This window comes from Dolichospermum lemmermannii CS-548 (assembly GCF_028330815.1).
Lineage (GTDB): Bacteria > Cyanobacteriota > Cyanobacteriia > Cyanobacteriales > Nostocaceae > Dolichospermum > Dolichospermum lemmermannii.
Genome location: NZ_JAQMTJ010000294.1, coordinates 1 through 21,398, shown reverse-complemented (window position 1 = coordinate 21,398; position 21,398 = coordinate 1). Strand labels below are relative to the sequence as shown.

At 36.1% G+C, this 21,398-nt stretch carries 24 protein-coding genes and 1 pseudogene; 13 read left to right on the top strand and 12 right to left on the bottom strand.

Annotated elements, in window-relative coordinates; all coding sequences use genetic code 11:
• Positions 1 to 141 precede the first annotated feature (141 nt).
• From PN450_RS20465 to PN450_RS20450, 4 genes are all read left to right on the top strand, one after another.
• Entirely contained in the window at positions 142 to 1,443 is a 1,302-nt protein-coding gene (locus PN450_RS20465; protein ID WP_148762495.1) for a site-specific integrase, read from the top strand.
• A 95-nt stretch (positions 1,444 to 1,538) separates the two neighbouring features.
• The gene (locus PN450_RS20460; protein ID WP_148762497.1) at positions 1,539 to 1,790 is read left to right on the top strand and encodes a type II toxin-antitoxin system HicA family toxin; all 252 of its coding nucleotides are present in this window, start codon (positions 1,539 to 1,541) and stop codon (positions 1,788 to 1,790) included.
• A complete protein-coding gene (locus PN450_RS20455) occupies positions 1,780 to 2,043 on the top strand; it encodes a type II toxin-antitoxin system HicB family antitoxin (RefSeq protein WP_148762499.1) in 264 nt (87 codons plus the stop codon). Before PN450_RS20460 ends, PN450_RS20455 begins: the two co-directional genes overlap by 11 nt.
• A gap of 59 nt (positions 2,044 to 2,102) precedes the next feature.
• A complete protein-coding gene (locus PN450_RS20450) occupies positions 2,103 to 2,345 on the top strand; it encodes a hypothetical protein (RefSeq protein ID WP_271837386.1) in 243 nt (80 codons plus the stop codon).
• Positions 2,346 to 2,365: 20 nt separating this feature from the next.
• On the opposite strand, the gene PN450_RS20445 is transcribed toward PN450_RS20450, so the two are convergent.
• Positions 2,366 to 3,730: a hypothetical protein gene (locus PN450_RS20445; RefSeq protein WP_271837385.1), complete on the bottom strand. Its 1,365-nt coding sequence runs from the start codon at positions 3,728 to 3,730 to the stop codon at positions 2,366 to 2,368.
• A gap of 185 nt (positions 3,731 to 3,915) precedes the next feature.
• On the opposite strand from PN450_RS20445, the gene PN450_RS20440 reads away from it, so the two are divergent.
• The 5 genes from PN450_RS20440 (at position 3,916) to PN450_RS20420 (ending at position 7,836) form a co-directional block, all read left to right on the top strand.
• Entirely contained in the window at positions 3,916 to 5,112 is a 1,197-nt protein-coding gene (locus PN450_RS20440; protein WP_271837384.1) for an AAA family ATPase, read from the top strand.
• Complete coding sequence (locus PN450_RS20435) at positions 5,105 to 5,881, top strand: hypothetical protein (RefSeq protein ID WP_271837383.1); 777 nt, start codon at positions 5,105 to 5,107, stop codon at positions 5,879 to 5,881. Before PN450_RS20440 ends, PN450_RS20435 begins: the two co-directional genes overlap by 8 nt.
• 53 nt (positions 5,882 to 5,934) lie before the next feature.
• A complete protein-coding gene (locus PN450_RS20430; RefSeq protein WP_015081321.1) occupies positions 5,935 to 6,513 on the top strand; it encodes a Uma2 family endonuclease in 579 nt (192 codons plus the stop codon).
• Between the two features lie 61 nt (positions 6,514 to 6,574).
• Positions 6,575 to 7,153: a hypothetical protein gene (locus PN450_RS20425; protein ID WP_148762513.1), complete on the top strand. Its 579-nt coding sequence runs from the start codon at positions 6,575 to 6,577 to the stop codon at positions 7,151 to 7,153.
• 167 nt (positions 7,154 to 7,320) lie between these two features.
• On the top strand, positions 7,321 to 7,836 hold the full coding sequence (locus PN450_RS20420) for a peptidylprolyl isomerase (RefSeq protein WP_271837382.1): 516 nt from the start codon (positions 7,321 to 7,323) through the stop codon (positions 7,834 to 7,836).
• Positions 7,837 to 7,933: 97 nt separating this feature from the next.
• Here PN450_RS20420 and PN450_RS20415 read toward each other — a convergent pair whose 3' ends face one another.
• On the bottom strand, positions 7,934 to 8,509 hold the full coding sequence (locus tag PN450_RS20415; protein ID WP_168694845.1) for a Uma2 family endonuclease: 576 nt from the start codon (positions 8,507 to 8,509) through the stop codon (positions 7,934 to 7,936).
• A 66-nt stretch (positions 8,510 to 8,575) separates the two neighbouring features.
• Positions 8,576 to 9,298: a Uma2 family endonuclease gene (locus PN450_RS20410; RefSeq protein ID WP_271837381.1), complete on the bottom strand. Its 723-nt coding sequence runs from the start codon at positions 9,296 to 9,298 to the stop codon at positions 8,576 to 8,578.
• 485 nt (positions 9,299 to 9,783) lie between these two features.
• Between PN450_RS20410 and PN450_RS20405 the strand changes: the two genes are divergently transcribed.
• Positions 9,784 to 10,416: a hypothetical protein gene (locus PN450_RS20405; RefSeq protein WP_271837380.1), complete on the top strand. Its 633-nt coding sequence runs from the start codon at positions 9,784 to 9,786 to the stop codon at positions 10,414 to 10,416.
• Positions 10,417 to 10,461: 45 nt separating this feature from the next.
• Here PN450_RS20405 and PN450_RS20400 read toward each other — a convergent pair whose 3' ends face one another.
• The 4 genes from PN450_RS20400 to PN450_RS20385 all read right to left on the bottom strand — a co-directional run bounded on the left by PN450_RS20400 (position 10,462) and on the right by PN450_RS20385 (position 12,803).
• On the bottom strand, positions 10,462 to 11,175 hold the full coding sequence (locus tag PN450_RS20400; protein ID WP_271837379.1) for a Uma2 family endonuclease: 714 nt from the start codon (positions 11,173 to 11,175) through the stop codon (positions 10,462 to 10,464).
• A gap of 216 nt (positions 11,176 to 11,391) precedes the next feature.
• Complete coding sequence (locus PN450_RS20395) at positions 11,392 to 11,733, bottom strand: DUF5615 family PIN-like protein (RefSeq protein WP_271820785.1); 342 nt, start codon at positions 11,731 to 11,733, stop codon at positions 11,392 to 11,394.
• Entirely contained in the window at positions 11,730 to 11,954 is a 225-nt protein-coding gene (locus PN450_RS20390; RefSeq protein WP_271837378.1) for a DUF433 domain-containing protein, read from the bottom strand. The genes PN450_RS20395 and PN450_RS20390 overlap by 4 nt, the downstream gene beginning before the upstream one ends.
• A 300-nt stretch (positions 11,955 to 12,254) precedes the next feature.
• Complete coding sequence (locus PN450_RS20385) at positions 12,255 to 12,803, bottom strand: hypothetical protein (RefSeq protein ID WP_210422328.1); 549 nt, start codon at positions 12,801 to 12,803, stop codon at positions 12,255 to 12,257.
• 293 nt (positions 12,804 to 13,096) lie between these two features.
• On the opposite strand from PN450_RS20385, the gene PN450_RS20380 reads away from it, so the two are divergent.
• Entirely contained in the window at positions 13,097 to 14,458 is a 1,362-nt protein-coding gene (locus tag PN450_RS20380) for an NB-ARC domain-containing protein (protein ID WP_271837377.1), read from the top strand.
• Between the two features lie 76 nt (positions 14,459 to 14,534).
• On the top strand, positions 14,535 to 14,771 hold the full coding sequence (locus PN450_RS20375) for a hypothetical protein (RefSeq protein WP_148762527.1): 237 nt from the start codon (positions 14,535 to 14,537) through the stop codon (positions 14,769 to 14,771).
• 216 nt (positions 14,772 to 14,987) lie between these two features.
• On the opposite strand, the gene nifD is transcribed toward PN450_RS20375, so the two are convergent.
• The gene (nifD, locus tag PN450_RS20370) at positions 14,988 to 16,382 is read right to left on the bottom strand and encodes a nitrogenase molybdenum-iron protein alpha chain (protein ID WP_051155216.1); all 1,395 of its coding nucleotides are present in this window, start codon (positions 16,380 to 16,382) and stop codon (positions 14,988 to 14,990) included.
• A 162-nt stretch (positions 16,383 to 16,544) separates the two neighbouring features.
• Positions 16,545 to 17,282, bottom strand: a pseudogene (gene nifH / locus PN450_RS20365) (nitrogenase reductase); the annotation flags it as partial.
• Between the two features lie 33 nt (positions 17,283 to 17,315).
• On the opposite strand from nifH, the gene xisF reads away from it, so the two are divergent.
• Positions 17,316 to 18,677, top strand: a complete 1,362-nt coding sequence (gene xisF, locus PN450_RS20360; RefSeq protein WP_271837376.1) for a fdxN element excision recombinase XisF — start codon at positions 17,316 to 17,318, stop codon at positions 18,675 to 18,677.
• Here xisF and PN450_RS20355 read toward each other — a convergent pair.
• The 3 genes from PN450_RS20355 to PN450_RS20345 form a co-directional block, all read right to left on the bottom strand.
• Positions 18,661 to 18,813: a hypothetical protein gene (locus tag PN450_RS20355; protein WP_160170653.1), complete on the bottom strand. Its 153-nt coding sequence runs from the start codon at positions 18,811 to 18,813 to the stop codon at positions 18,661 to 18,663. The two genes, xisF and PN450_RS20355, sit on opposite strands and share 17 nt — an antisense overlap.
• A gap of 182 nt (positions 18,814 to 18,995) precedes the next feature.
• Positions 18,996 to 19,205 (bottom strand): hypothetical protein, encoded by a 210-nt coding sequence (locus PN450_RS20350; protein ID WP_271837375.1) that lies wholly within the window; start codon positions 19,203 to 19,205, stop codon positions 18,996 to 18,998.
• A gap of 445 nt (positions 19,206 to 19,650) precedes the next feature.
• On the bottom strand, positions 19,651 to 21,258 hold the full coding sequence (locus tag PN450_RS20345) for a type I restriction-modification enzyme R subunit C-terminal domain-containing protein (protein WP_271837374.1): 1,608 nt from the start codon (positions 21,256 to 21,258) through the stop codon (positions 19,651 to 19,653).
• Between the last annotated feature and the right edge of the window lie 140 nt (positions 21,259 to 21,398).

Below are 21,398 nucleotides of genomic sequence, written 5' to 3'. Positions count from 1 at the left end.
TTAACTTCGCTATGTTTGCAGTGAGCAATGTCAGGGATAAACTATGTTTGCAGTTAACTCATTTATTTTCAGTCTAAATATAGTCTGAAAGATTCAGAGTTAAGTTTCGCGCAAAGGCGCGGAGGAGCAAAGGCGCAAAGAATGAAAGAAGAGCTATTATGGGAATTGGGGCAGGTAAATCTGCGGTTGAAGTCTGCAAAGGCTAGGGTAACAATTCGGGAATCCAATGGATGTCTGCAATTACGGGCAACTTTACCTATTAAACCGGGAGATGAGGATATCAGGGGAACGGGGAAAAAGCAATATAATCTCAGTTTGAATATTCCTGCAAATTTACCAGGTTTGAAAACGGCTGAGGAAGAGGCTTATGAGTTAGGTAAGTTAATTGCTAGAAAAAGTTTTGTTTGGAATAATAAATATTTAGGAAATGAAGGAATTAAAAAGGAGTTAATAACTATTGGTGAGTTATTAGCAAGGTTTGAGGAGGAATATTTTAAGACCCATAAACGCACAACTAAAAGTGAACATACTTTCTTTTATTATTTTTCTCGAATTAAGCGTTATACAAATGCTGATGATTTGGCAATTGGGGAAGTTTTGATTAATGCGATTGATCAAATAGATAAGGAATGGGCTAAATATAATGCTGTGAGGGCTATTTCTGTATTTTGTCAACTTTTTAACATTGAGATTAATTTAACTAATTATTCTAAAGTTCCTGAAAGTAATTCTCGCAATGTTCCTACTGATAAGGATATAGTTACTGGATTTTATAAGTTTGATGAATATTTGCATAATCGAGGTAAGCAAGTTAATCAAGATGTTAAAGATAGTTGGAAATTATGGCGTTGGACTTATGGAATGTTGGCGGTTTTTGGTTTACGTCCCCGTGAGCTTTTTGTTAATCCTCATATTGATTGGTGGTTAAGTGCTGAAAATATAGATTTAACTTGGAAGGTTGATAAAGATTGTAAAACTGGTGAAAGGGAAGCTTTACCTCTATATAAGGAATGGATTGATGAATTTGATTTAATAAATCCGAAATATTTAGAAATGTTGGCAATTGCAATTAGTAAAAAAGACCAAAATAATCATGCAGAAATCACGGCTTTAATCCAAAGGGTAAGTTGGTGGTTTAGAAAAATTGGTTTAGATTTTAAACCCTATGATTTACGTCATGGTTGGGCAATTCGAGCGCATATTTTGGGAGTTCCTATTAAGGCTGCGGCAGATAATTTGGGTCATAGTGTGCAGATTCATACGAAAACTTATCAACGTTGGTTTTCTTTGGATATGCGGAAGTTGGCAATAAATCAGGCTTTGAGTAAGCGGAATGAGGTGGAGTTGATTAAGGATGAAAATACGGGGTTAAAAATGGAGAATGAACGATTGAAGATTGAGGTGGAGAAGTTGAGAATGGAGGTTGTTTATAAAATAAGTTGATTTTTGTTAAGTCAGAATTAGATTGTTTGGTGATGTGGTATAACTAGCAGGTGAATAATTTTCACCACTTATCTAAAAAATGCTATGATCAGTAAATGGGTAAATTAAGTAAACTAATTAAATATCTTCTCTCTCGCCCTCCTGAAGCCAGATTTGAAGAGATTAGTTATGTTCTTGAAGCTTTTGGATATCAGGAAACTAGAGTAAGAGGAAGTCATCACGCTTTTGAGAATGAGCAAGGAGAAGTAATTATTATTCCCAAAAAAGGTGGTAAAAAAGTCAAACGAACGTATATTGAAGAAACCATTAGATTACTAGATTTGGAAAACTGGAAAGATGAAAACTAATTCTCGACTTGAGCTTCAATCTTTAGACGATTATCTTTCTTTAAAATATCCGATGTCTATTTATCCAGAAGATGATGGAGGATATACAGTAATTATTCCTGATTTACCAGGTTGTATAAGTCAGGGAGAAACTTTAGAGGAAGCGATAGAAAATATTAATGAAGCTAGAGAGTTATGGATAGAAACTGTTTATTGTAGTGGTAAAAAACAAATTCCTTTACCTTCTAAACTAATTTCTATAATTAATTCGTGAACAACCATCAAAAATTTTATCCAAACTGCTGACAACATAATCAACCAGGAGATCAGTCTATGGAAAGTATGAAGATTAAAACACACATTGGTAATGATAAAATTCTCAAAATTGAACTTCCTGATGAATTTGCCAATGAAGAACTAGAAATAGTAATTGTATTTCAACGTATTGCAGAAAAATCATTACAATCTGCAACCAAAACGCCGGAAGAATTAGGATATTCTCGTAGGTTTTTGGCAGAAGTTATAGGTAGTTGGGAAGGTGAAATGATTGAAATTCCAGAACACCTGCATTATTGATTATTTATTTCAATCAATGATCAATTTTCACTATTGTTATATTTCTTGGGTAAGTGAATAGGGCTTTTTTGTGTTAAATTCCATATCATTCTTATTTCTTCAGATGATGACTGACATGGATTATCACCAAGATTTTTGTAAAAATCAACTATTTCACTGAAACTATATATTATTTCTAAAATATTTAGCTTTTCTGTAAGTTGAGAATCTTGAACTACCTTCTCAGAATGAGTAATTGGCTTTTTTATTGGCTTTTTTGATGTTCCAAAAATAATTTCTTTATTATCTGGTGACATTTTAGCTAGGTGTGGTAGTTCCTCTATAGGTCTTTTTTCCCAATAAAAAGATTTAATAATAGTTGTGTCTCTTGGTATTTCATATTTTTGTACTATTTCTATAATTTTAATTCTTGAATACCATTTAAAACAATTACTAAGATTTGTTTCTATTTTCTTCTTATCTTTTGTAAGAAAGGGAACTAATCTACCGACTTGCAAAGCATATCTTCTCTCTAAATCTTTTGCTATATCTAGTTTTTCTGCTTTTTCAATTCCTAAAATTTCTATTTTGTATAAGTAATGTTTCTTGTTGCCAATATTATAAGCATAAAGAAAGACATCTTGATTAGCACTAGCACGACCATAATGTTCTAGTAAATTATCATAGACATTTTCTATTTGACATCCTAAAATAATGATTTCATCTCCTTCTTTTAGTGAATCAACATTTTCTCCTAGCATTTCAAGAATCCATACTCGCTCATACTTTTCCGATAGTTGATTAGATTGTACTTGCTTATAGTAAGCTATCTCATCAGGATCAAAGTCAATACATTGTTCTTTAATAAAATTAAGAAATTCTAATATCTCTTTGTGAAAATCACTTCCTTTAGATGTATGTATTACAGAGGTTGATTCAATATTTCCTCCTTTTATTGCTCTGTTCGTCATATTGTGACTTCCTATCCATATCTCAACAGTATTATCTGTATTTTCAAAACAAATGACTTTAGAATTCAGTAAATGTGTATATTTCTCCCTTTTTATATCAAATGTAGATTGAACAGCAGTGCTTCTTTCTCTTAATTTTTTAGTAAATAAAAATAAATTGGCTTTATATTCTTGATTAGTTACTTTTTGCCGCGCAAACTCATTGAGTTTATCAATGTCAGTAGTTGTATTCAAACCAACACAATAAAATGAATCCTCATGTTCAAGTTTTTCTGCCAAAATTGGCATACAATCCTTACCAATTGTCCAATAAGCAACTACTCCTTTAATATTTACACATTTCTCCAATGATTCTCTGAGTCTATCTTCAATAGAAGATTTTCCTGCTTTTAAATTATTGATTGAAGGCACAAATTCTATTTTATCAATATTCATGAAAATCTCCAGATGTTTAATTGTTAGGTAATGTAGTATAATTATTGCACAGAAGTGTAATTATTATCTTTTCTTACAAGGTACAATCCCAAACTACAAAGCAATTAGGAGCGTTTACATAAATTTTTCCTAAATCTCAGCCAAAAATGCTTAAATAAAAGAAGCTGACTCTTATATTCAAGGATATGCTAAAAAAAGTCATACTTCATAATTTCAAAGGCCATAAATCTACAGAACTTAATTTTGATAATTCCCGATTACATGGAATTGTAGGAAAAAACAGTGCTGGTAAAACAAGCGTGTTACAAGCATTGCATAATCTCAGTAGGCTTGCTGCTCAGTCTATATCTCATGTATCATTTAGGGAAATATTTCAGTATGACCAATCACCTCAATTCATTACAACAATTGGGGAAACAGATATGTCTGTTAGTGTGAGTGGTTTTTGGAAAGAGACAAATCAAGAGATTTGGGAAGTTTCTTATTCATATCATTTGAAACAGAAAGAAATGAATCCTTGGACTCCAGACACAAAATGGAAAATTAATGAAAATGAAGGTAGTTGGGATAAAGGAAAGACAAAAATATTAACGAAATCCCCAGAAGATACAACAAGGACAAAAAGATTAACAAAATACCCAGATGCAATTTGTAAATCTTTAAAACCTACTGTTTATCTAAAATTAGATGCAAGTAATCTTTCTGAAGCAGCTTACAGTGATGAAGTTACACCGAGAATTGAGTTCGATGGTTCAGGATTAGCACCTACTTTAGATTTTCTGCGTGATGAAGCTCCAGATAAATTTCAATTAATAGAAGAAAAACTGAGTCGAATTGTCCCAAATGTCCGTAAAGTTGGCATCAAAAGAGCAAAAGTTACAGTTACTCGCGAACGCTTAATCGAAGTTGACGGTAAACCTATTTCCTATGAAGAAACTCAGGAAATGACAGGACAAGAAGTAGTTTTAGATATGAATACAGGTGAACGTATTCCAGCCCATGCAATTAGCGAAGGAACAATGTTAACGTTAGGATTATTAACTGTACTAATGAATCCTAATCAACCTAATTTAGTTTTATTAGATGATGTCGAACAGGGACTTCATCCTCAAGCACAACGTGAGTTAATGACTGTTTTCAAAGAAATCATCGCCGAAAATCCTAACCTGCAAATTATTTTTTCTACTCATTCCCCTTATATTATTGATGCACTTGCTCCTTCTCAAGTTCACATCTTAAATAACAGTAAATCAGGGTTCACAATGTCCAAACGTTTGGATGAACATCCTGATGTAGAATGGGCAAAAGAAACCTTAACAACAGGTGAATTTTGGGATGCTGAAGGTGAAGATTGGGTGCTAGAAGGAGAAGTCAGTGATTGAGTTTATTGTCATAGTTGAAAGTGGTGCAGATTCCAGAACAGCTACTAAATTAGCCGAGCGAGTTTTAAAAGAAAAATTCGATTGGTTAGATGATGATATTCTGCAACATTGTTTTCAGTGGACTGGTTTAGAGGAAGGGACAGAATTTTCTTGCTGGAGAGACATTACCAAAATCATTGATAATGCAAAATCACAAATAAAATATAAACCTTCTAGATTTATAGGTCATCATAGTAAGAGTGTGCCTTTAAAAGCTGATGGAGCAGCATCTATTAAAGTTCTTAATTTGGTACGTTTTCTGCAAAGAATACGACAGATTAAAGCTGTTATTTTTATCCGTGATTTAGATAATCAACCGGAACGTAAAGAAGGAATTGAACAAGCACGTTCAGAACATATTAATAAAACGCCGAAATTAGAAATTGTCATTGGTGCTGCTGATCCAAAACGTGAAGCATGGGTTTTAAATGGCTTTATTCCATCTAATCAACAAGAGAAACAAATTATAGAAGAAATTAAAAATAAATTGAGTTTTGATCCTTCCATAGAGTCTCACAGATTACGTGCTACTTCAGAGAAAGAACCTGAACGAATCAGAAATGTAAAAGTAGTAGTTGAACAACTTACAGGAAACGATATGGAACGGGAAAAGCTATGTTGGGAAAAGACAAAATTAAAACATCTACGAGAAAGAGGAGTTCATACAGGTTTGACAGATTATATCTGTGAAGTCGAGGAACGATTAGCTGCAATTATTGTGTCTGATTAAGAACTATTTTTTGTCAGTTGCTATAATCAAAACAAACTTGAAAAAATCATGATATGATAGCCATTCCCCAACAACCAGCAAAAATGACCATTGAGGAATATCTCCCATGGGAACTTGACCAGGATATTCGCTATGAATACATCAACGGTGAAGTTTTTGCCATGACTGGTGGTACAATCCCCCATAATGATATTGCTCTAAATCTTTACAGACCTCTATATTCTCATCTTCGTCCTAGTGGTTGTCGAGTCAATGTGTCAGATGTGAAAGTGCAAGTTACCCCTAAAAGCCCATACTTCTATCCTGATCTTATTGTCAGTTGTCACCCTGAAGACATCAATGCCCGTAAATTTATCCAAAATCCTAAATTAATTATTGAAGTTCTTTCTCCTGGTACAAGCGGTAGAGATAGAGGGGAAAAATTTAGATATTATTTAACAATACCCAGTTTACAAGAATATATCTTGATTGATTCTGAAAAAATCTCCGTTGAACGTTATTGTCGAGGAGAAGGAAGATTATGGCTTTATTATCAATATACAATAGGAGACATAATCACCTTCTCAAGTATTGCATTTGAATTTCCCATAGAAATGCTTTATGATGGTGTAGGATTGGAAACAGAAACATAAAATCACATTTCCCAAATAAATCAGATTAATGTCACCTAAAATTTAATCCCTTATTAAAATTATGGCCAAGCGGAAAAAAAGCAATCTTCAATGGATTAAAGAAACCCTAGAATTAAGCCCAGATCATCATTGGGAAGGTCCTGATGATTATAAGATTTTTGTAGCTGGGAGAGGTGCGGTTCGCTTCAATGTTCCCCAAAATTGGGTATTTGAACCACAAGAAAAATCTTTCAAGTTCATGGACAAAAAACCACCTGATGATGATTGTTGTTTAGAGGTATCTTACAATCATTTACCCCCGAATGACTGGACACTGTTTCCCCTTAAACACACTTTGAAGAAAATCATGGAAGATGATAGCCGTGATGTGATTGAAAGAGGAGAAGTAATTACTGTTAAGCGACAAACAGCCCGGATTATGTGGTGTCAAATTAAATTTATTGACACTCAAACTGAACCCAGAGAAGCTTTTTCTCGGACTTGTGTGGGTTTGGGTTCAAATATTCAATGTTTAATTACCTTTGATTATTGGGCAGATCAAGCAGAGCAATTAATACCGATTTGGGATGAAGTCATGCGGAGTTTGACACTAGGATTATATATCAGAGATCCGAGAACTGGTTTAGCTTTTCCTGATTAGAATGCCGAAAAAACAACCTCAGCTTGATACGAGTGGAGGTTGTTGATTTGACAGTAGGTAATGCGGATTTGGGTTAATTGCGGATTTTGGTGAACATTATTTTCAATATTTTAGGTAAACTAGAAGCGACAAACCAACCCACTACAAAGATTAGTAATTCAATATTCATGGCAAATCCCACCGCAACTCTAGAAACTTCCCTTGGTACGATTACTCTTGAGCTATTCACCGATGTTATGCCCATAACGGCGGGAAATTTCATCAAATTGGCTAAAAGTGGGTTTTATGATGGTCTGCATTTCCACCGTGTAATTAAAAACTTCATGGTGCAGTTTGGTTGTCCTCACAGTAAAGATCCTAGCTCTCCTCGTGCAGGAACTGGTAATGGTCCTGATGGGTGTATTCAAGATGAGCATCCTGAAGACGGGAAACTTTCTAACGAACCAGGAACTCTATCTATGGCTAATACAGGGTCCCCTAATAGTGGCAGTTGCCAGTTTTTCATCAACACTGTCCACAATCACTATCTGGATTGGTTTACACCTGGTCAATCTAAGCATCCTGTTTTCGGTCGAGTTACTGAAGGGATGGATGTATTAAAAGCCATTGAAACTACTCCCACAGGATCAGGCGATCGCCCCACAACTCCAGTTAAAATGATCAAAGTGACTATCCACGAATAAAATCCAAGATGAGTGTGGAGGTTTCTCCGCACTCTTGGGGCAAAATTCCCGATTTCTCATCAAAGAAATCCACAAAAAACCAATCCGATCAAACAAATTAACCTTCTATTTCTTCTTCAGTAAAAATAGGAGGCCATAATTCAGAAACGGCTAATTCCCAACCGGGGAAAAGTTCTGGTAAAGTTAAAATATCGCCATTATTTAAAATAGTTGGTTCACCTTGATGACGATAAACTGTAACAGTTTCCTCATCAGGATCAATTAAAATTCCCATCACAGCACCTAATTTGATCAAGTTGAGAATTTTAGTAACTAAAGGTTTAATTCTATCACTTTGAGATTTAATTTCTACTACTAAATCTGGTACAAGTTCGCCAAAATAACGGGGACTTTGACGCAGACGCGCAGCCCGAACAAAAGAAACATCTGGTGCGGTGAGGTTGCTATCAGGTAAAATGAAACCACCAGCAGAATCAAATACTCTTCCTAAACGACGAGGATAAACCCAATTAGCTAATAGCCGACTAAAAAGAATACCAACTTCACTAGATACAATATCCGATGGACCCACAATAGAAATTCTCCCGTTTGTTAATTCAACATCGTAATCTAAACCAGCTTCACTAAAAGCGGTTTGGACTTGTTCTACATCTTTAATTGTCATAATTAACATAAAATCATCCTCCTAATATACAAAGTTGGGGTAATGAAAACAAACACAATTGGATTTTAGATTTCATTAAATTGTATCTGGATCAATATTTAATTCTCTCAATTTTGCAGCTAACCTTTGGGCTTTTTCATTTGATATTTTCGCTTTTTCTGCTTCCATTGCTGCTCTTGTAGCTTCCATCTCTGCGCTTTCTTCCGGTGTAGGAACTAAAACTCCTGATGATGTAAAATATCTTAATAAACCCTCATGAATCCCCAAATATAACCCCAATTCTTCACTCCATAAATGTCCTTTTTTGTTAGGTTCTAAGGGTTGATATTTGCCACTGATTAAATTAAATCCTGCAAATTCCAATGTATAAGGATCAAACCAAAAATAATCAGGTGTCCGGAAAGTATCTTGATAAAGTATTTTTTTAGTTTCTCTATCAGTTTTAGCTGTGGTTGGTGAAAGAATTTCGACAATGACATGAGGATATTTGCCATTTTCTTCCCACACTACCCAACTTTTTCTAGTTTTTCGTTCTGTTCCTAAAACTACGAAAAAATCTGGACCCCTCACATCTTCTGATTTTTTTTGATGAGGACTATAGTAAATACTCAGATTTCCGACAGCGTAAAAATCTGTTCTCTCCTTCCATAACCATTTGAGAGATTTTATTAAGAGCATTATTTGTTCGAGATGCAGTTCTGTTTCCACAGGAGGTTCATCACTATATAGGTCACTGGGGGGAAAAATGATATCTTCTGATGTGTTAGTTTGTAATTCCAGTGCTTGAGTAATCATCATGTATGATACCAAGTAATTATTGATTTATTGTAGCATTAATTGTCAATTACTTTCACTGAATTATCGCAAATCTCTTAAACATTTGCCATAGCTTTTTGCCGTCATCCACACGATCTAAAAATTGCTCGACCAAAAGGAACTTACCTTAAGGGACTTCAAATTAAAAAAATACCCGAAAATTTCTTGTGGTGCGGGACGAAAAGCCCGCTAACCATCAAGGACGGGCAGGATGCCCATCCCACAAAATTGGGTAATTTATTTTTTGGTGTTCCCTAAGAACAAGCCCCATATCTCATCAACCGCCTTGTCACCCGTTAAGCAGAAAATTAACACATATTGAAATGGCTAATCCTAGATCATTAAATGATAGCATAGATGATTACTTATGGTAACTATTTATATTAAATATTGGACTGATTTGGCACAAGGTTGTTAGATGTTGTGGAGACGTTTTTTTAACTTCCCCTTTGATATTTCTTGTTAGTATGCATACCAACCCCTTTAAACAATTACAAGTCAATCTTTCTGTAACGGCTGCTACTATAGCCTTGTTGGTTACTGCGCCATTGATGGCTCATGGTCAAGTTAATAGTACCACCACTAAGCCGGCCTCATCAAATTCTAAGACATCAGTAGTTAATATATCCATTACTGAGGCTGAAGTGCTGGCTGCTCAAAAAGCCTGGGGTGAAGCACTGGTTTCCATCAGTACCACCTATGATGAAAAGGGGATAGCCGCTGCTAGAACATTGGCTGACAATATAATAGATCAAGCATATGCTTATCAATCGGGATTGGTGTTGTTCAAGCCAACCTTGACAACTGGAGACCAGACCTTCCGCACGACACACAAAGGAGCTTTGTCTTATTTTGTGGGTGGTGATTCCTCCTTCCCTAAAGATACTGGTTTTGCTCTCAAAGGATGGCGAAAGGTGGAAATTCGCAACGCTGGTATTTTTATTCTTGGTAATACTGCTACCACTATGGGTAATGTTTCCATAACTGATAAAACAGGTAAAGTCACAACAGTAGATAAAACCTGGCAGTTTATTAGAGGTGGTGATGGAAAATTGCGTATTATTGTACACCATTCTTCTCTGCCTTATAGTCCAAAATAAGTATGAAATAGATCCCGAACTTCTCTAAGAAGTAAGGGATCTAAATTAAATTGCATCTGGATCAATATTGAATTCTCGCAACTTTGCTGCTAACCGTTGAACTTTTTCATTAGAGATTTCTGCTCTTTGGGCTTCAAATTCTGCACTTTCTTCCGGTGTGGGAACTAAATCTCCATCTGGTGTAAAATACCTTAATAAACCCTGAACAATTCCTAAATATAAATCTAATTCTTGACTCCATAAATGTCCCTTTTCATTGGGTTCTACAGGTTGATATTTACCATGTATTAAATAAAAACCTGCAAATTCTAAGCTATAGGGATCAAACCAAAAATACTCAGGTGTGCGGAAAGTATCTTGATAAAGTTCTTTTTTAGTTTCTCTATCAGTTTTAGCTGTGGTTGGTGAGAGAATTTCCACAATCAGGTTAGGATATTTACCATTTTCTTCCCACACTACCCAACTTTTTCTAGTTTTCCGTTCTGTTCCTAGAACTACGAAAAAATCTGGACCTCTAACGTCTTCTGATTTTTTTTGATGAGGACTATAGTAAATACTTAGGTTTCCAACAGCATAAAAATCAGTTCTCTCTTTCCATAACCATTTGAGAGATTTTATTAAGAACATTATTTGTTCGAGATGCAGTTCTGTTTCCACGGGAGGTTCATCACTATATAGGTCACTGGGGGGGAAAATGATATCTTCTGATATATCTTCTAAGATGTTAGGTTGTAATTCCAGTGCTTGAGTAATCATCATGATATGATACCAAGTAATTATTTGCTTATTGTAGCATTAATTGTCAGAATCAGGATATCCAGGATATAAGGATTTACAGGATTTAATTGATGATTATTGTTCTGCGATCGCCCCAAAACTCCAGTTAAAATGATCAAAGTGACTATCCACGAATAAAATCAAGGATTAGTGCGGAGGTTTCTCCGCACATCACTATTTTCATGTAAAATCCCCCAATTATCTAAATGCTTCTATCTGATCTAAATAAACATTAATTAACTTGTGATCAATCACTAACATTTCAATCTCTGGCCAAACCTGAGCTAGAAATAAGTGAAATTCACGTTTTCGCATATTCCCAAAACGCAGATGTACTATTTTAGGTGGGAACAAATCAACCATCAGCCGATCTGAAAAATCTGCATCTTTAGTAACAATGACCAATTCTTTTTCCTTCGCATACTCCCAAATTTGGCTATCATTTGGACTGTCACCTAAAATTGAAACATGGATGATGGGCAAAGATGGAGTAAATTGGATTTTAATAGGAAGATTTTCATCAAATAAAAATCCATTCATGCGATTTTTCTCAGTTCATAGTGGTTCGCCATTAACTTTGCAGCAAATTGGATACAAGCATAAATATCTTCTCGTTTCAGAGTGGGGTACTCTTCCAGGATTTCCTCGATGGAATCACCGGCACCTAAAAACTCCATAATCGTTTGTACAGGAATTCGAGTGTTAGCAATAATAGGTCTTCCATTACAAATATCTGGATTAATATTGATTCTAGTTGCCATTTTGTTTACTCCTTTTGATGGTTTATTAATTGTAGCATTTGTCAGAATCAGGATGTCCAGGATTTTAGGATTTACAGGATGTAATGGATTATTTTTTCAAATTATATTGGGTTTTGCTGTTGCTTAAACTAACCTACCAGTTGCAATCTGTATGGTGCGTCAGACAGATAAGCTAGTCAAACATGATTGAATTAAAAATCTGACGCACCCTACTAACTATTGATTATTCCAGCAAGCCCTAATTACCATAAAGGTGCGGACACAAAAGGGCAATTGAGCAGCAAAGTTAGAACCACAATCTTAGGATTTCTTGAATCTTACATACCCACCATTTCTATCAAACAACCCATAAAAAGCCCAGTTAATCCATCCACCATCACCTTTATTAGTGAATTCACCATCTTCAAAAACCCAAATACCGAAAGTGACACCGTCATAGACTGCCGAACCATAGAATTTCACTCCTCTAAAACTTTCTTCATAATCTTGACTCAAATTAAAAACCATTACGTTATACCTCTCACCTGCACCATAAAAAGCCCCATTCATGAGGTTTTTGACAAATCCACTGCGGTCTCTAGAAGATTTGATACTTGATATAATCAGGTTAGTAATGCCCAGAACATCTACCTGGACATCCAGATTGGCACTTGCTCTCTGCGCCATGATAGTTTTCTGGCTCTTTTCCTCTTGAGAGACACTAGTATTACTTTTGTTGAAAGTGCTATAACCATAGCTAGATTCATGTGCAAAAAAGGGTGCAATCAAAGAAGAAAACACCACTAGTCCCATAGCAGAAAAGTTTTTGATAGTTCGCGTAGATGATGCTGATTTGATGGTATAGTTCATAACTGCGTCAAGTAGGTTTAAATAAAGTTTTGATTGGTAGTAGCCTCTGTTGATAGCCTCAAACTAGACTTAGCGTAATGTACTGAAAAAACTATCTAAATCCTTTATTAAGATGGAATTCACTAAGAGACTGCTGAGATTAATTGTCTCATCACTAAATTATTGTTTTTACAGGACAATACCTGATTTGATCGGGACTTTTGTAACAAATAATTAATATAATTGTCCGAGAATGCCGGATAATACTTACAGAGATTAAGCTATAATGGCTGAAATGCTTACATTATATAGTTATGATAGATGTTAAAGAAGTTTTACAATTTGCTGATGAGTTAGTTTTTGTTCAAACGGGAAAACACTTAGATGATATTCAGGACACTGTAATTAAGGGTGTTTGGCAAGGACAGACTTATGAGAAAATTGCAAAACAATGTCACCGCAGTGAAAGTCATGTGAGAGATGTAGGTTATAAACTTTGGCAAGTGTTTTCGGAACAATTAGATGAAGATATTAATAAATATAATTTTCGTTCTACATTCCAAAGATTACATATCCAATCATCTCAAAATCGAAATATTTGTCATATAAATGGTAGTAATCATCATTTTCATTTTAATCCACAAATTTTATATAATACAAAGCAGGATAATCAAGAAAATATAACTAAAAATCAATCTCAAACATCCTCTCACGATTTAACCATAGCTCCAAAAATTACCCACTTCTACGGAAGAGAAACCGAACTACAAACGCTATCCCATTGGTTAACCAATCAAAATAACCGTCTTGTCTCAATTCTAGGATTACCTGGAATTGGTAAAACCACCCTCGTCAAACATTTCATTGATCTAAATTTACAACAATTTGATCTAGTCATATGGAAAAATATTAAACTCTCTCATTCCTTAGATAACATCCTCACAGAAATATTCATATTTACCAATCCAGATTATATTGAAACTGACAATAAACTAACTCAATTTTTCAATCTTTTACGTCAAAAAAGATGTTTGATTATCATTGATGATATACAAGACATCTTCAGTACAGGACAAGTTGCAGGAAAATATAAACCTGAATATAAAGACTACAAAACATTTTTCGCAAAAATAACAGAAATTGAACATCAAAGTAGTTTAATTTTAATCAGTCAAGAAAAATGCCAAGAAATGATTTGCATTGACGAAGAATCATATCCTGTTAAATGCTTAGAATTACAAGATTTAGATACTACTGATATTTTGAAAACTCAGAAATTAAAAGATGAGGAAAATTGGTCAAATCTAATAAAGTTATATGAAGGTAATCCAGTCTATTTACAAGATATTTCTAGTTTAATTAGAAATATTTTCCAAGGTAAGATATCAGATTTTTTAAGTGAAGGATTGCTGTTGACAGAGAATATGAAATATCAATTAAGTGAACTATTTAATAGACTATCAACAGTAGAACAACAGATAGTTTTAGAAATGAGTAAATCTAATCAACCTGTGAATAGAGAACAATTAAGAGAAAGTTTATCTTTATCTTCTATGGAATTAATTAATGGTTTACAGTCTTTAAAGAGGCGCTATTTAGTTACAACTATAGAAAGTGATAAAACATTGTTTATTTTATCTCCTGTTTTTAGGGAATATGTTATAATAACTCCTTGAGTTAGTGATATTCTGTGTAGATATCACATCCCAAATATTCAATGATAAAATCAAGAAAATTAAAGATAATTTACCAATGACAACTACACTAGTTAAACCGTCCCAATTACTACCTGAAGGAATTTGCATCAAGCATATCAACAACCTCATGCTATTCAAATTTACCGATAAGCTAGGTGAACGGATGCAAGAACTGCTTGATAAAAACAAATTAGATACCCTCACCCCAGAGGAAGCAATAGCACTAGAGGCAATAGGGAAACTTGACGATATCTTCAGTTATATTAACGCTGCTGTTGCTGCCCAAGACTAACACACCATACTATTTAGTCTATAAAATCAACCCACAAAAAGTTATCAAATTTAACCAAATCACCAAACATCACAAATTTACAACCATCTCAAAATCAGATATAATAAGACCTTTACTACTTGCAGTTATCCACAAACAATGTTATTATAAAACATAATAAATTGCATTTAATCTAAAAATTAAACTCTCATAATTCCCCAACCAAAAAACCTCAAATTACCGCACCTTTCCACCAACATAATCAAGTTCGGAGTAATCCCAAGAGTGCATTTGACGGAAAGGAAGACCCATTTTTTGGAAAACATACTTCTCTTTCACACCGGAAGCAACTAAGTCAGGCTTCAATGCTTTGATGAATTCTTCAAATTCGTAAGCGGTAACGTCGTCATAAACGATAGTTCCGTTTTCAATGTAGTGAGTAGTACGTTTATAGTCGTCACTGTGAGCGAACTCATAACCAGTGCCAATCATCTTCATTCCCAAATCTTGGAAAGCGGGAACAACGTGACGGGGACGTAAACCACCAACCATCATTGCAACTGTCTTACCTTCCAAACGGGGGCGATATTGACTAACGATCGCATCCATGGTAGGTTGGTACTTAGCAATTACTTTTTCAGCATTTGCCTGAATCTTCGCGTCAAACTTAGAAGCGATTTCGCGTAAAGATTCAGCAATTTTGGTAGGACCAAAGAAGTTATATTCTAACCAGGGTATACCATAAGCTTCTTCCATGTGACGGCTGATGTAGTTCATCGAGCGGTAACAGTGGATGAGGTTCATCTTCACGTTGGGGGTCATCAACATTTCGTTGATTGTACCGTCACCAGACCATTGAGCAACAACGCGCAAACCGATTTCTTCTAACAAAATCCGGCTGGCCCAAGCATCACCACCGATGTTGTAGTCACCAATGATGGCTACGTCATAAGGAGTGCCTTCAAACTTCAATGTACCGTCTTTCTTACCTTGATCTGCTTTGGGGAATACCCAGTCACGAATCATGTCGTTAGCGATGTGGTGTCCTAAAGACTGAGACACACCACGGAAACCTTCGCAACGGACGGGAATAACTGGCTTACCGATGGTTTTGGATGTCTTTCTAGCTACTGCTTCGATGTCATCCCCAATCAAACCGATAGGACATTCAGATTGAATAGAAACCCCACGATTCAAGGGGAATAATACATCTAATTCTTCAATTAATTTAGTCAGTTTCTTGTCACCACCAAACACGATATCGCGTTCTTGGAAGTCGGAGGTGAAGTGCATAGTACCAAAGGTATCAATACCTGTTGTACCTAAGTAGTAGTTACGACGACCAGACCAAGACCAGTAACCGCAACCTACGGGACCGTGACTGATGTGGATCATGTCCTTGATAGGACCCCAAACCACACCTTTAGAACCTGCGTAAGCACAACCACGAGCGGTCATTACACCAGGTAAGGATTTGATGTTAGATTTAACACCACAATCAGCCTTACCTTCTTCAAATACGTTTAAATGCTTCTCACGCTTTTTAGCAGCTTTTTCGGGGTAAGCTTTGAGAACTTCTTTAACTAGTTCTTTTCTTTGTTCAACAATCTTCTTGTCGTCGGTCGAAGTCATTGTTAATCTCTCTTGCTCCTAAAGGAACGGAAATAGGGATGAGGTGTTTGGGGACATGAAGTCCCCTGTAGCGATAGGGAAATGTTGGTCAAAGGTGAGAGCTTTTGATGTGCTGCTCTCTGCCTTTTTCCTGGTACTAGAAAATTCTTTCTTAGCAGTGAATTATGCTGTTTTACCAACTAATTTTGCAGCATTTTCTTCGCTTTCAAGAATACCGAACTCAATCAACAATTCTTCCAACTCTTCCATTTCGATAGGTGTAGGGATAGTGAGGTTAGTGTTGTTGATGATCTTCTTAGCTAGTGCGCGGTATTCGTTAGCTTGTTTGCTTTCTGGTGCATACTCGTTCACTGTCATCCGACGTAGTTCAGCGTGTTGAACTATATTGTCGCGGGGAACGAAGTGAATCATTTGAGTGTTCAAACGTGCAGCCAAGGTTTCAATTAATTCGATTTCTCGGTCTGTGTTACGGCTGTTACAGATCAAACCACCTAAACGAACTCCACCGGAGTGAGCATATTTAAGTACACCACGAGCGATGTTGTTTGCAGCATACATCGCCATCATTTCACCTGATGTAACGATGTAGATTTCTTGTGCTTTACCTTCACGGATAGGCATAGCAAATCCACCGCATACAACGTCACCCAATACGTCGTAAGATACGAAATCTAAGTCTGTGTAAGCACCGTTTTCTTCTAGGAAGTTAATAGCGGTGATAATACCACGACCGGCGCAACCTACACCGGGTTCTGGACCACCGGATTCCACGCATTTAACGTCGCGGAAACCTTTGAGCATTACTTCATGAAGTTCTAGGTCTTCAACAGATCCTCTTTCAGCAGCCAAGTGAAGAACGGTTGTTTGAGCCTTGGAGTGAAGCATCAAACGGGTAGAGTTATATTAACAATATGGGCAGTATGAGGAATGATCATGAAAGCAGGTTATGTGAGGGTTTCCACCCGTGAACAGGATGAAGGTAATGCTTTGGAGCAACAAACAGCACGAGTAGAAAGGGCTGGTGCTATTGTCATCTTCTCAGATGTTGAGTCCGGGCGCAGCGACAAGAGGAAAGAATTTAATAAAATGATTGCTCAGTGCAAACAAGGCAAAATCACCGAAGTCATCTGCACTAGAATTGACCGACTAGGACGCAGCGTGGTGGGGATTCACAAGGCGATCGCCATCTTTGAGGAGTACAAAGTCAAACTCACGGTTTTGGATGCCCCCGTTGACCCAACTTCCCCCTTTGGGTGGTTTTCTGTGAATCAGATGGCTGGTTTGGCTGAATTTGAATCTAGGCTACTTGCTAATCGGATCAAAAATGGCATGAACTTTTTTAGAGAGCAGAAAAAGGCTTCTCCCCGTCCACCTTTTGGGTATTGTCGCGTGGATGAAAAGTATGCTCCTGATTTATCTGAGATGAATGGAATTAGTAAATGGGCGATCGCTCACAAGATGATTGAATATTTCCTCGGTGATGGGGCTACATTGAGGAGTACGGGTCAATATTTACTGCAAACTTATCATCTCAAGTGGACTGCTGCCGGACTGCGTTACTGGCTTTTAAACCCTGTACTGAGAGGCTGTACCGCCTACAATATCAAAGACAATTTAAATAAACCTGAGAATTGGGATATTCATGAAGATACTCACCAACCTTTAATTAGTGAAAATATCTTCAAACGGATAGTTGCAAAACTTGACGAGAATAAATCTAAATACAGCTACGGTAGAGAAAAAAAGGAAACAGAGATTTTCCCACTAGCGGGGCAGATTATTTGCGCTGACTGCGGCTATAAATGTTTTTGTAAGAAACGAAATTCGACATATAGAGTTCGCTGCAAAAAACATGAAAACATGGGAAATAATTTTTGTAGTAACAAAATTAGCACTTATCTACCAGATATTATTTTAACGGTAGATCAAACCTTAGTAGAACGGCACAGGGAAATTAAGGAATATGCAATTACAAATTCAAATGTGGAAACACAGGATAGCCCGGAATTGATTGCTAGACAAGAGCAACTAAAATCATTGAGACTTTTACCTAAAAACCCAATAATTCAAGATGCCATTGACCAAACAATTTTAGAGATTAATAAAATTAAACAAAAAGAAACCGTAGTCAATAAAATCAACAGCGAACTATTTGATATTCTTGCGTTTTGTTGTAGCAAGATTAATTTTTGGGATGAAACACCCTGGGCAGATAAATCTTTAATATATAAAGAATTAATTGATTACGTAAAAGTTGCCAATGGTGAAATCAAAGAAGTCAAGCTGCGGGTTTGAGCAGCCCTTGAAGTTCTACTTCAAATTCTTCTTCTGATAATAACATTAATCTCTTTCTGGTATAAGGATCTAAATACCGAATCCTATACCATTTTTTAGAGACACGAATCAATACTTGAGTCGCTGTTTCCTGCATATCATAATAGGTGAAGTCTTGTAACTAGTTTAGCTATTTTTTGATATTTTTGTCTGTTTATGATGAACAAATTTATTATTCAGACACAAAATCAAATATCAAATCAAGTTTTGTGTTTTTCAAGAATCAAGAATCTCATATTGTTTTGTATGAATTATTTATCAGTATTCTCTGATTCTAAACTATTCCTTAACCACCGTTGGTAATGTGTCTGTATCCTGCACAGTCAGGGGAAATTTTTTAACGTAGTTGCCATTACGGTTAGCTTTGTAATCAGCAATCATTTCTAAGGCTTTACTAGCGGACAAGAGTAATTTAATTCCATAGCGATGTCGGAATATCAAATCAATTAATTCATGACAGTGAGCTTTTAACTCTTGTCTGTGCCTCATTAATTCATAAGAACTTCCGGTAAGTGGGAAACTCAGTCACTTTAGTGCTGAGAGGGAAACGACACGGGCAGTTCGACAAGCTCACTGACCACGGTTTTAACCGCATTGAATCTTTCAATTTGAGTAACTATAGCCGTCTTTTTTATGGACACAAATACAGTTTTTGTAACCAATACCTTGAACTAACTCTTTCTTAGTGGAAATATTGAAACTGCCAGTAGTTCTAACAGTCGCCCTTTCCATTACCATAGGCGATCGCTCTCATAATTACCATAATTACCATAACTCCCCACTCAAAACAAACTCAACTGCTTTCCTACATCACCTTGAGGCTCAACAACCGAAAGTTTCGGAATGGATGCTTATTTCACCCCTTGACTGAAAACAATGGGATATAAGTCCTGTCCTTTGAGGAGAGCGAAAATTTTCTCTCTCATTAAACCGCTTAGGCGACTGCTCTGCCATAAACTTCTTCCAACAGACAAATTAATTCATCTACTTGGGAGGAGGTAAATAATTCATCGGGTCCCTGCGGAGTGATATCGGTAAATGGAGATTCATAGAGAAGCGCCGCATCCATGACACCGTGTTCTGTGAGGTAGTCAATGATCATATTCACAAACTCTATCTGATTAGCATTCAGCTTTTTGTCAGATATAAAACAAGCTAGTTCTTGTTTGGCTACTTCCCTATCTAGTCCTACTAGAGAACGAACAAATAAGCCTAACCCCTGTGACTCTTCTTTAGCGCGGATAATATCTTCTGTTTCCCCAATACCACTTTCTGCTAATATGCTTTCTAGTTCTGATAGATCCGATGGAGTTAGTTGTTTATTCGTTCTGAGTTTGAAAATAACTATATTATCCTGATGCGATCGCAAAAACGCCCGTGCTTTAGCGCGAAACTTCTCAAAATTATCAGATGATGTAAAACCAGGTAACTCTACTACAATTTCCTCACCCATTTCATCCTCAAAATCAGTGTAAATAGGTATACGTCTTTGTTTCTCAATCAGCTTGACTAAACCCCGCAAGCGTTTCCGTAGTACCTCTATCATGGGTAATGTTACATCTTCCCACCATTCGTCGGTTTGTATATCCTGAATTAGAAGTAATTGTTGCTGTACTAAGGGAATGGCTGATTTTTCTTCAAGTAACCCAGCAAGTGACTTTATTTGTTCTCGTAAATGTTTAACGCTGGAGTGAGAGCGCAATATCGCTAATTGTAACTTCAATACCAAAATATCAAATCGTTTTATCTCTTCTGCTTCTGTCTCCAATTGAGAAGGTAAACCGGCTATTTCTTGGTTGAGAGTAATAAAATCTTCATCTGATAGAGATTGCCATGATTTAGAGTTAGCATATTGTTCAACAAATCGGCGCTTAGGACGAACCACGAAGTTTTCGCTATTCATAGCTGCAACTTCTGTATAGAGTAAATTGGCTAATTTACTACGCAGTTCAGCATTGGTTTTTGGTTCTTCAAAGTTATCTTCAAATTTGCTCCCTTCGACTTCGCTCAGGGAGCGGGGTTGGGGTGAAATATTATCTAACTCCGCAATTAGATCCAAGCGGGTAGTAAATAACTGTTTATTTAGAGATTTACCGATAGGTGCATCAGTCGTTTCTGGGTTATGCTTGAAGAACTCTAAATTTTGGCAATAGTCGAATAAATAGAAAAATTGTTTATCTTGCCCTATACCAAATAAATCCTCACAACGACGAGTTCCCCGTCCTAGCATTTGCCAGAATTTAGTTTTAGAACGAACCAATTTAAACATGACTAAATTTACTACTTCTGGCACATCTATTCCCGTGTCCAGCATATCCACAGAAATAGCAATATGGGGCTGTTTATCTTTTTTAGAAAAGTCATCTATTAGAGATTGGGCATATTTAGTTTCAAAGGTAATAATCCGAGCAAATTCACCTTTGAATTGGGGATAGTTAGCATCAAAACGTTCTGCGATAAATTTAGCATGATCTTGATTTTTAGCAAAGATAATTGTTTTACCTAAAATATCCCCACCGGCAACTTTTAAACCCCTAGTCATTAAACCCACATTCCGCACCCCAAAATGTTACAGAGGGAAATTACGGAGATGAAAATCAAAGGGAGCATCAAAACAAACAGATAAAGTGAAAAAAGGCATTTGAGAAACAGTAAATCACCAAAAATGTCATCAAAATCTAT

Coding starts and splice junctions, on each gene's coding strand:
- PN450_RS20385 (WP_210422328.1), bottom strand. CDS start 12,803: ATGAACTATACCATCAAATCAGCATCATCTACGCGAACTATCAAAAAC.
- PN450_RS20345 (WP_271837374.1), bottom strand. CDS start 21,258: ATGACTAGGGGTTTAAAAGTTGCCGGTGGGGATATTTTAGGTAAAACA.
- nifD (WP_051155216.1), bottom strand. CDS start 16,382: ATGACTTCGACCGACGACAAGAAGATTGTTGAACAAAGAAAAGAACTA.
- PN450_RS20425 (WP_148762513.1), top strand. CDS start 6,575: ATGGCCAAGCGGAAAAAAAGCAATCTTCAATGGATTAAAGAAACCCTA.
- PN450_RS20455 (WP_148762499.1), top strand. CDS start 1,780: ATGAAAACTAATTCTCGACTTGAGCTTCAATCTTTAGACGATTATCTT.
- PN450_RS20380 (WP_271837377.1), top strand. CDS start 13,097: ATGATAGATGTTAAAGAAGTTTTACAATTTGCTGATGAGTTAGTTTTT.
- PN450_RS20375 (WP_148762527.1), top strand. CDS start 14,535: ATGACAACTACACTAGTTAAACCGTCCCAATTACTACCTGAAGGAATT.
- PN450_RS20440 (WP_271837384.1), top strand. CDS start 3,916: ATGCTAAAAAAAGTCATACTTCATAATTTCAAAGGCCATAAATCTACA.
- xisF (WP_271837376.1), top strand. CDS start 17,316: ATGAAAGCAGGTTATGTGAGGGTTTCCACCCGTGAACAGGATGAAGGT.
- PN450_RS20465 (WP_148762495.1), top strand. CDS start 142: ATGAAAGAAGAGCTATTATGGGAATTGGGGCAGGTAAATCTGCGGTTG.
- PN450_RS20355 (WP_160170653.1), bottom strand. CDS start 18,813: ATGCAGGAAACAGCGACTCAAGTATTGATTCGTGTCTCTAAAAAATGG.
- PN450_RS20350 (WP_271837375.1), bottom strand. CDS start 19,205: ATGAGGCACAGACAAGAGTTAAAAGCTCACTGTCATGAATTAATTGAT.
- PN450_RS20395 (WP_271820785.1), bottom strand. CDS start 11,733: ATGAATGGATTTTTATTTGATGAAAATCTTCCTATTAAAATCCAATTT.
- PN450_RS20445 (WP_271837385.1), bottom strand. CDS start 3,730: ATGAATATTGATAAAATAGAATTTGTGCCTTCAATCAATAATTTAAAA.
- PN450_RS20460 (WP_148762497.1), top strand. CDS start 1,539: ATGGGTAAATTAAGTAAACTAATTAAATATCTTCTCTCTCGCCCTCCT.
- PN450_RS20415 (WP_168694845.1), bottom strand. CDS start 8,509: ATGTTAATTATGACAATTAAAGATGTAGAACAAGTCCAAACCGCTTTT.
- PN450_RS20400 (WP_271837379.1), bottom strand. CDS start 11,175: ATGATGATTACTCAAGCACTGGAATTACAACCTAACATCTTAGAAGAT.
- PN450_RS20450 (WP_271837386.1), top strand. CDS start 2,103: ATGGAAAGTATGAAGATTAAAACACACATTGGTAATGATAAAATTCTC.
- PN450_RS20410 (WP_271837381.1), bottom strand. CDS start 9,298: ATGATGATTACTCAAGCACTGGAATTACAAACTAACACATCAGAAGAT.
- PN450_RS20430 (WP_015081321.1), top strand. CDS start 5,935: ATGATAGCCATTCCCCAACAACCAGCAAAAATGACCATTGAGGAATAT.
- PN450_RS20405 (WP_271837380.1), top strand. CDS start 9,784: ATGCATACCAACCCCTTTAAACAATTACAAGTCAATCTTTCTGTAACG.
- PN450_RS20390 (WP_271837378.1), bottom strand. CDS start 11,954: ATGGCAACTAGAATCAATATTAATCCAGATATTTGTAATGGAAGACCT.
- PN450_RS20420 (WP_271837382.1), top strand. CDS start 7,321: ATGGCAAATCCCACCGCAACTCTAGAAACTTCCCTTGGTACGATTACT.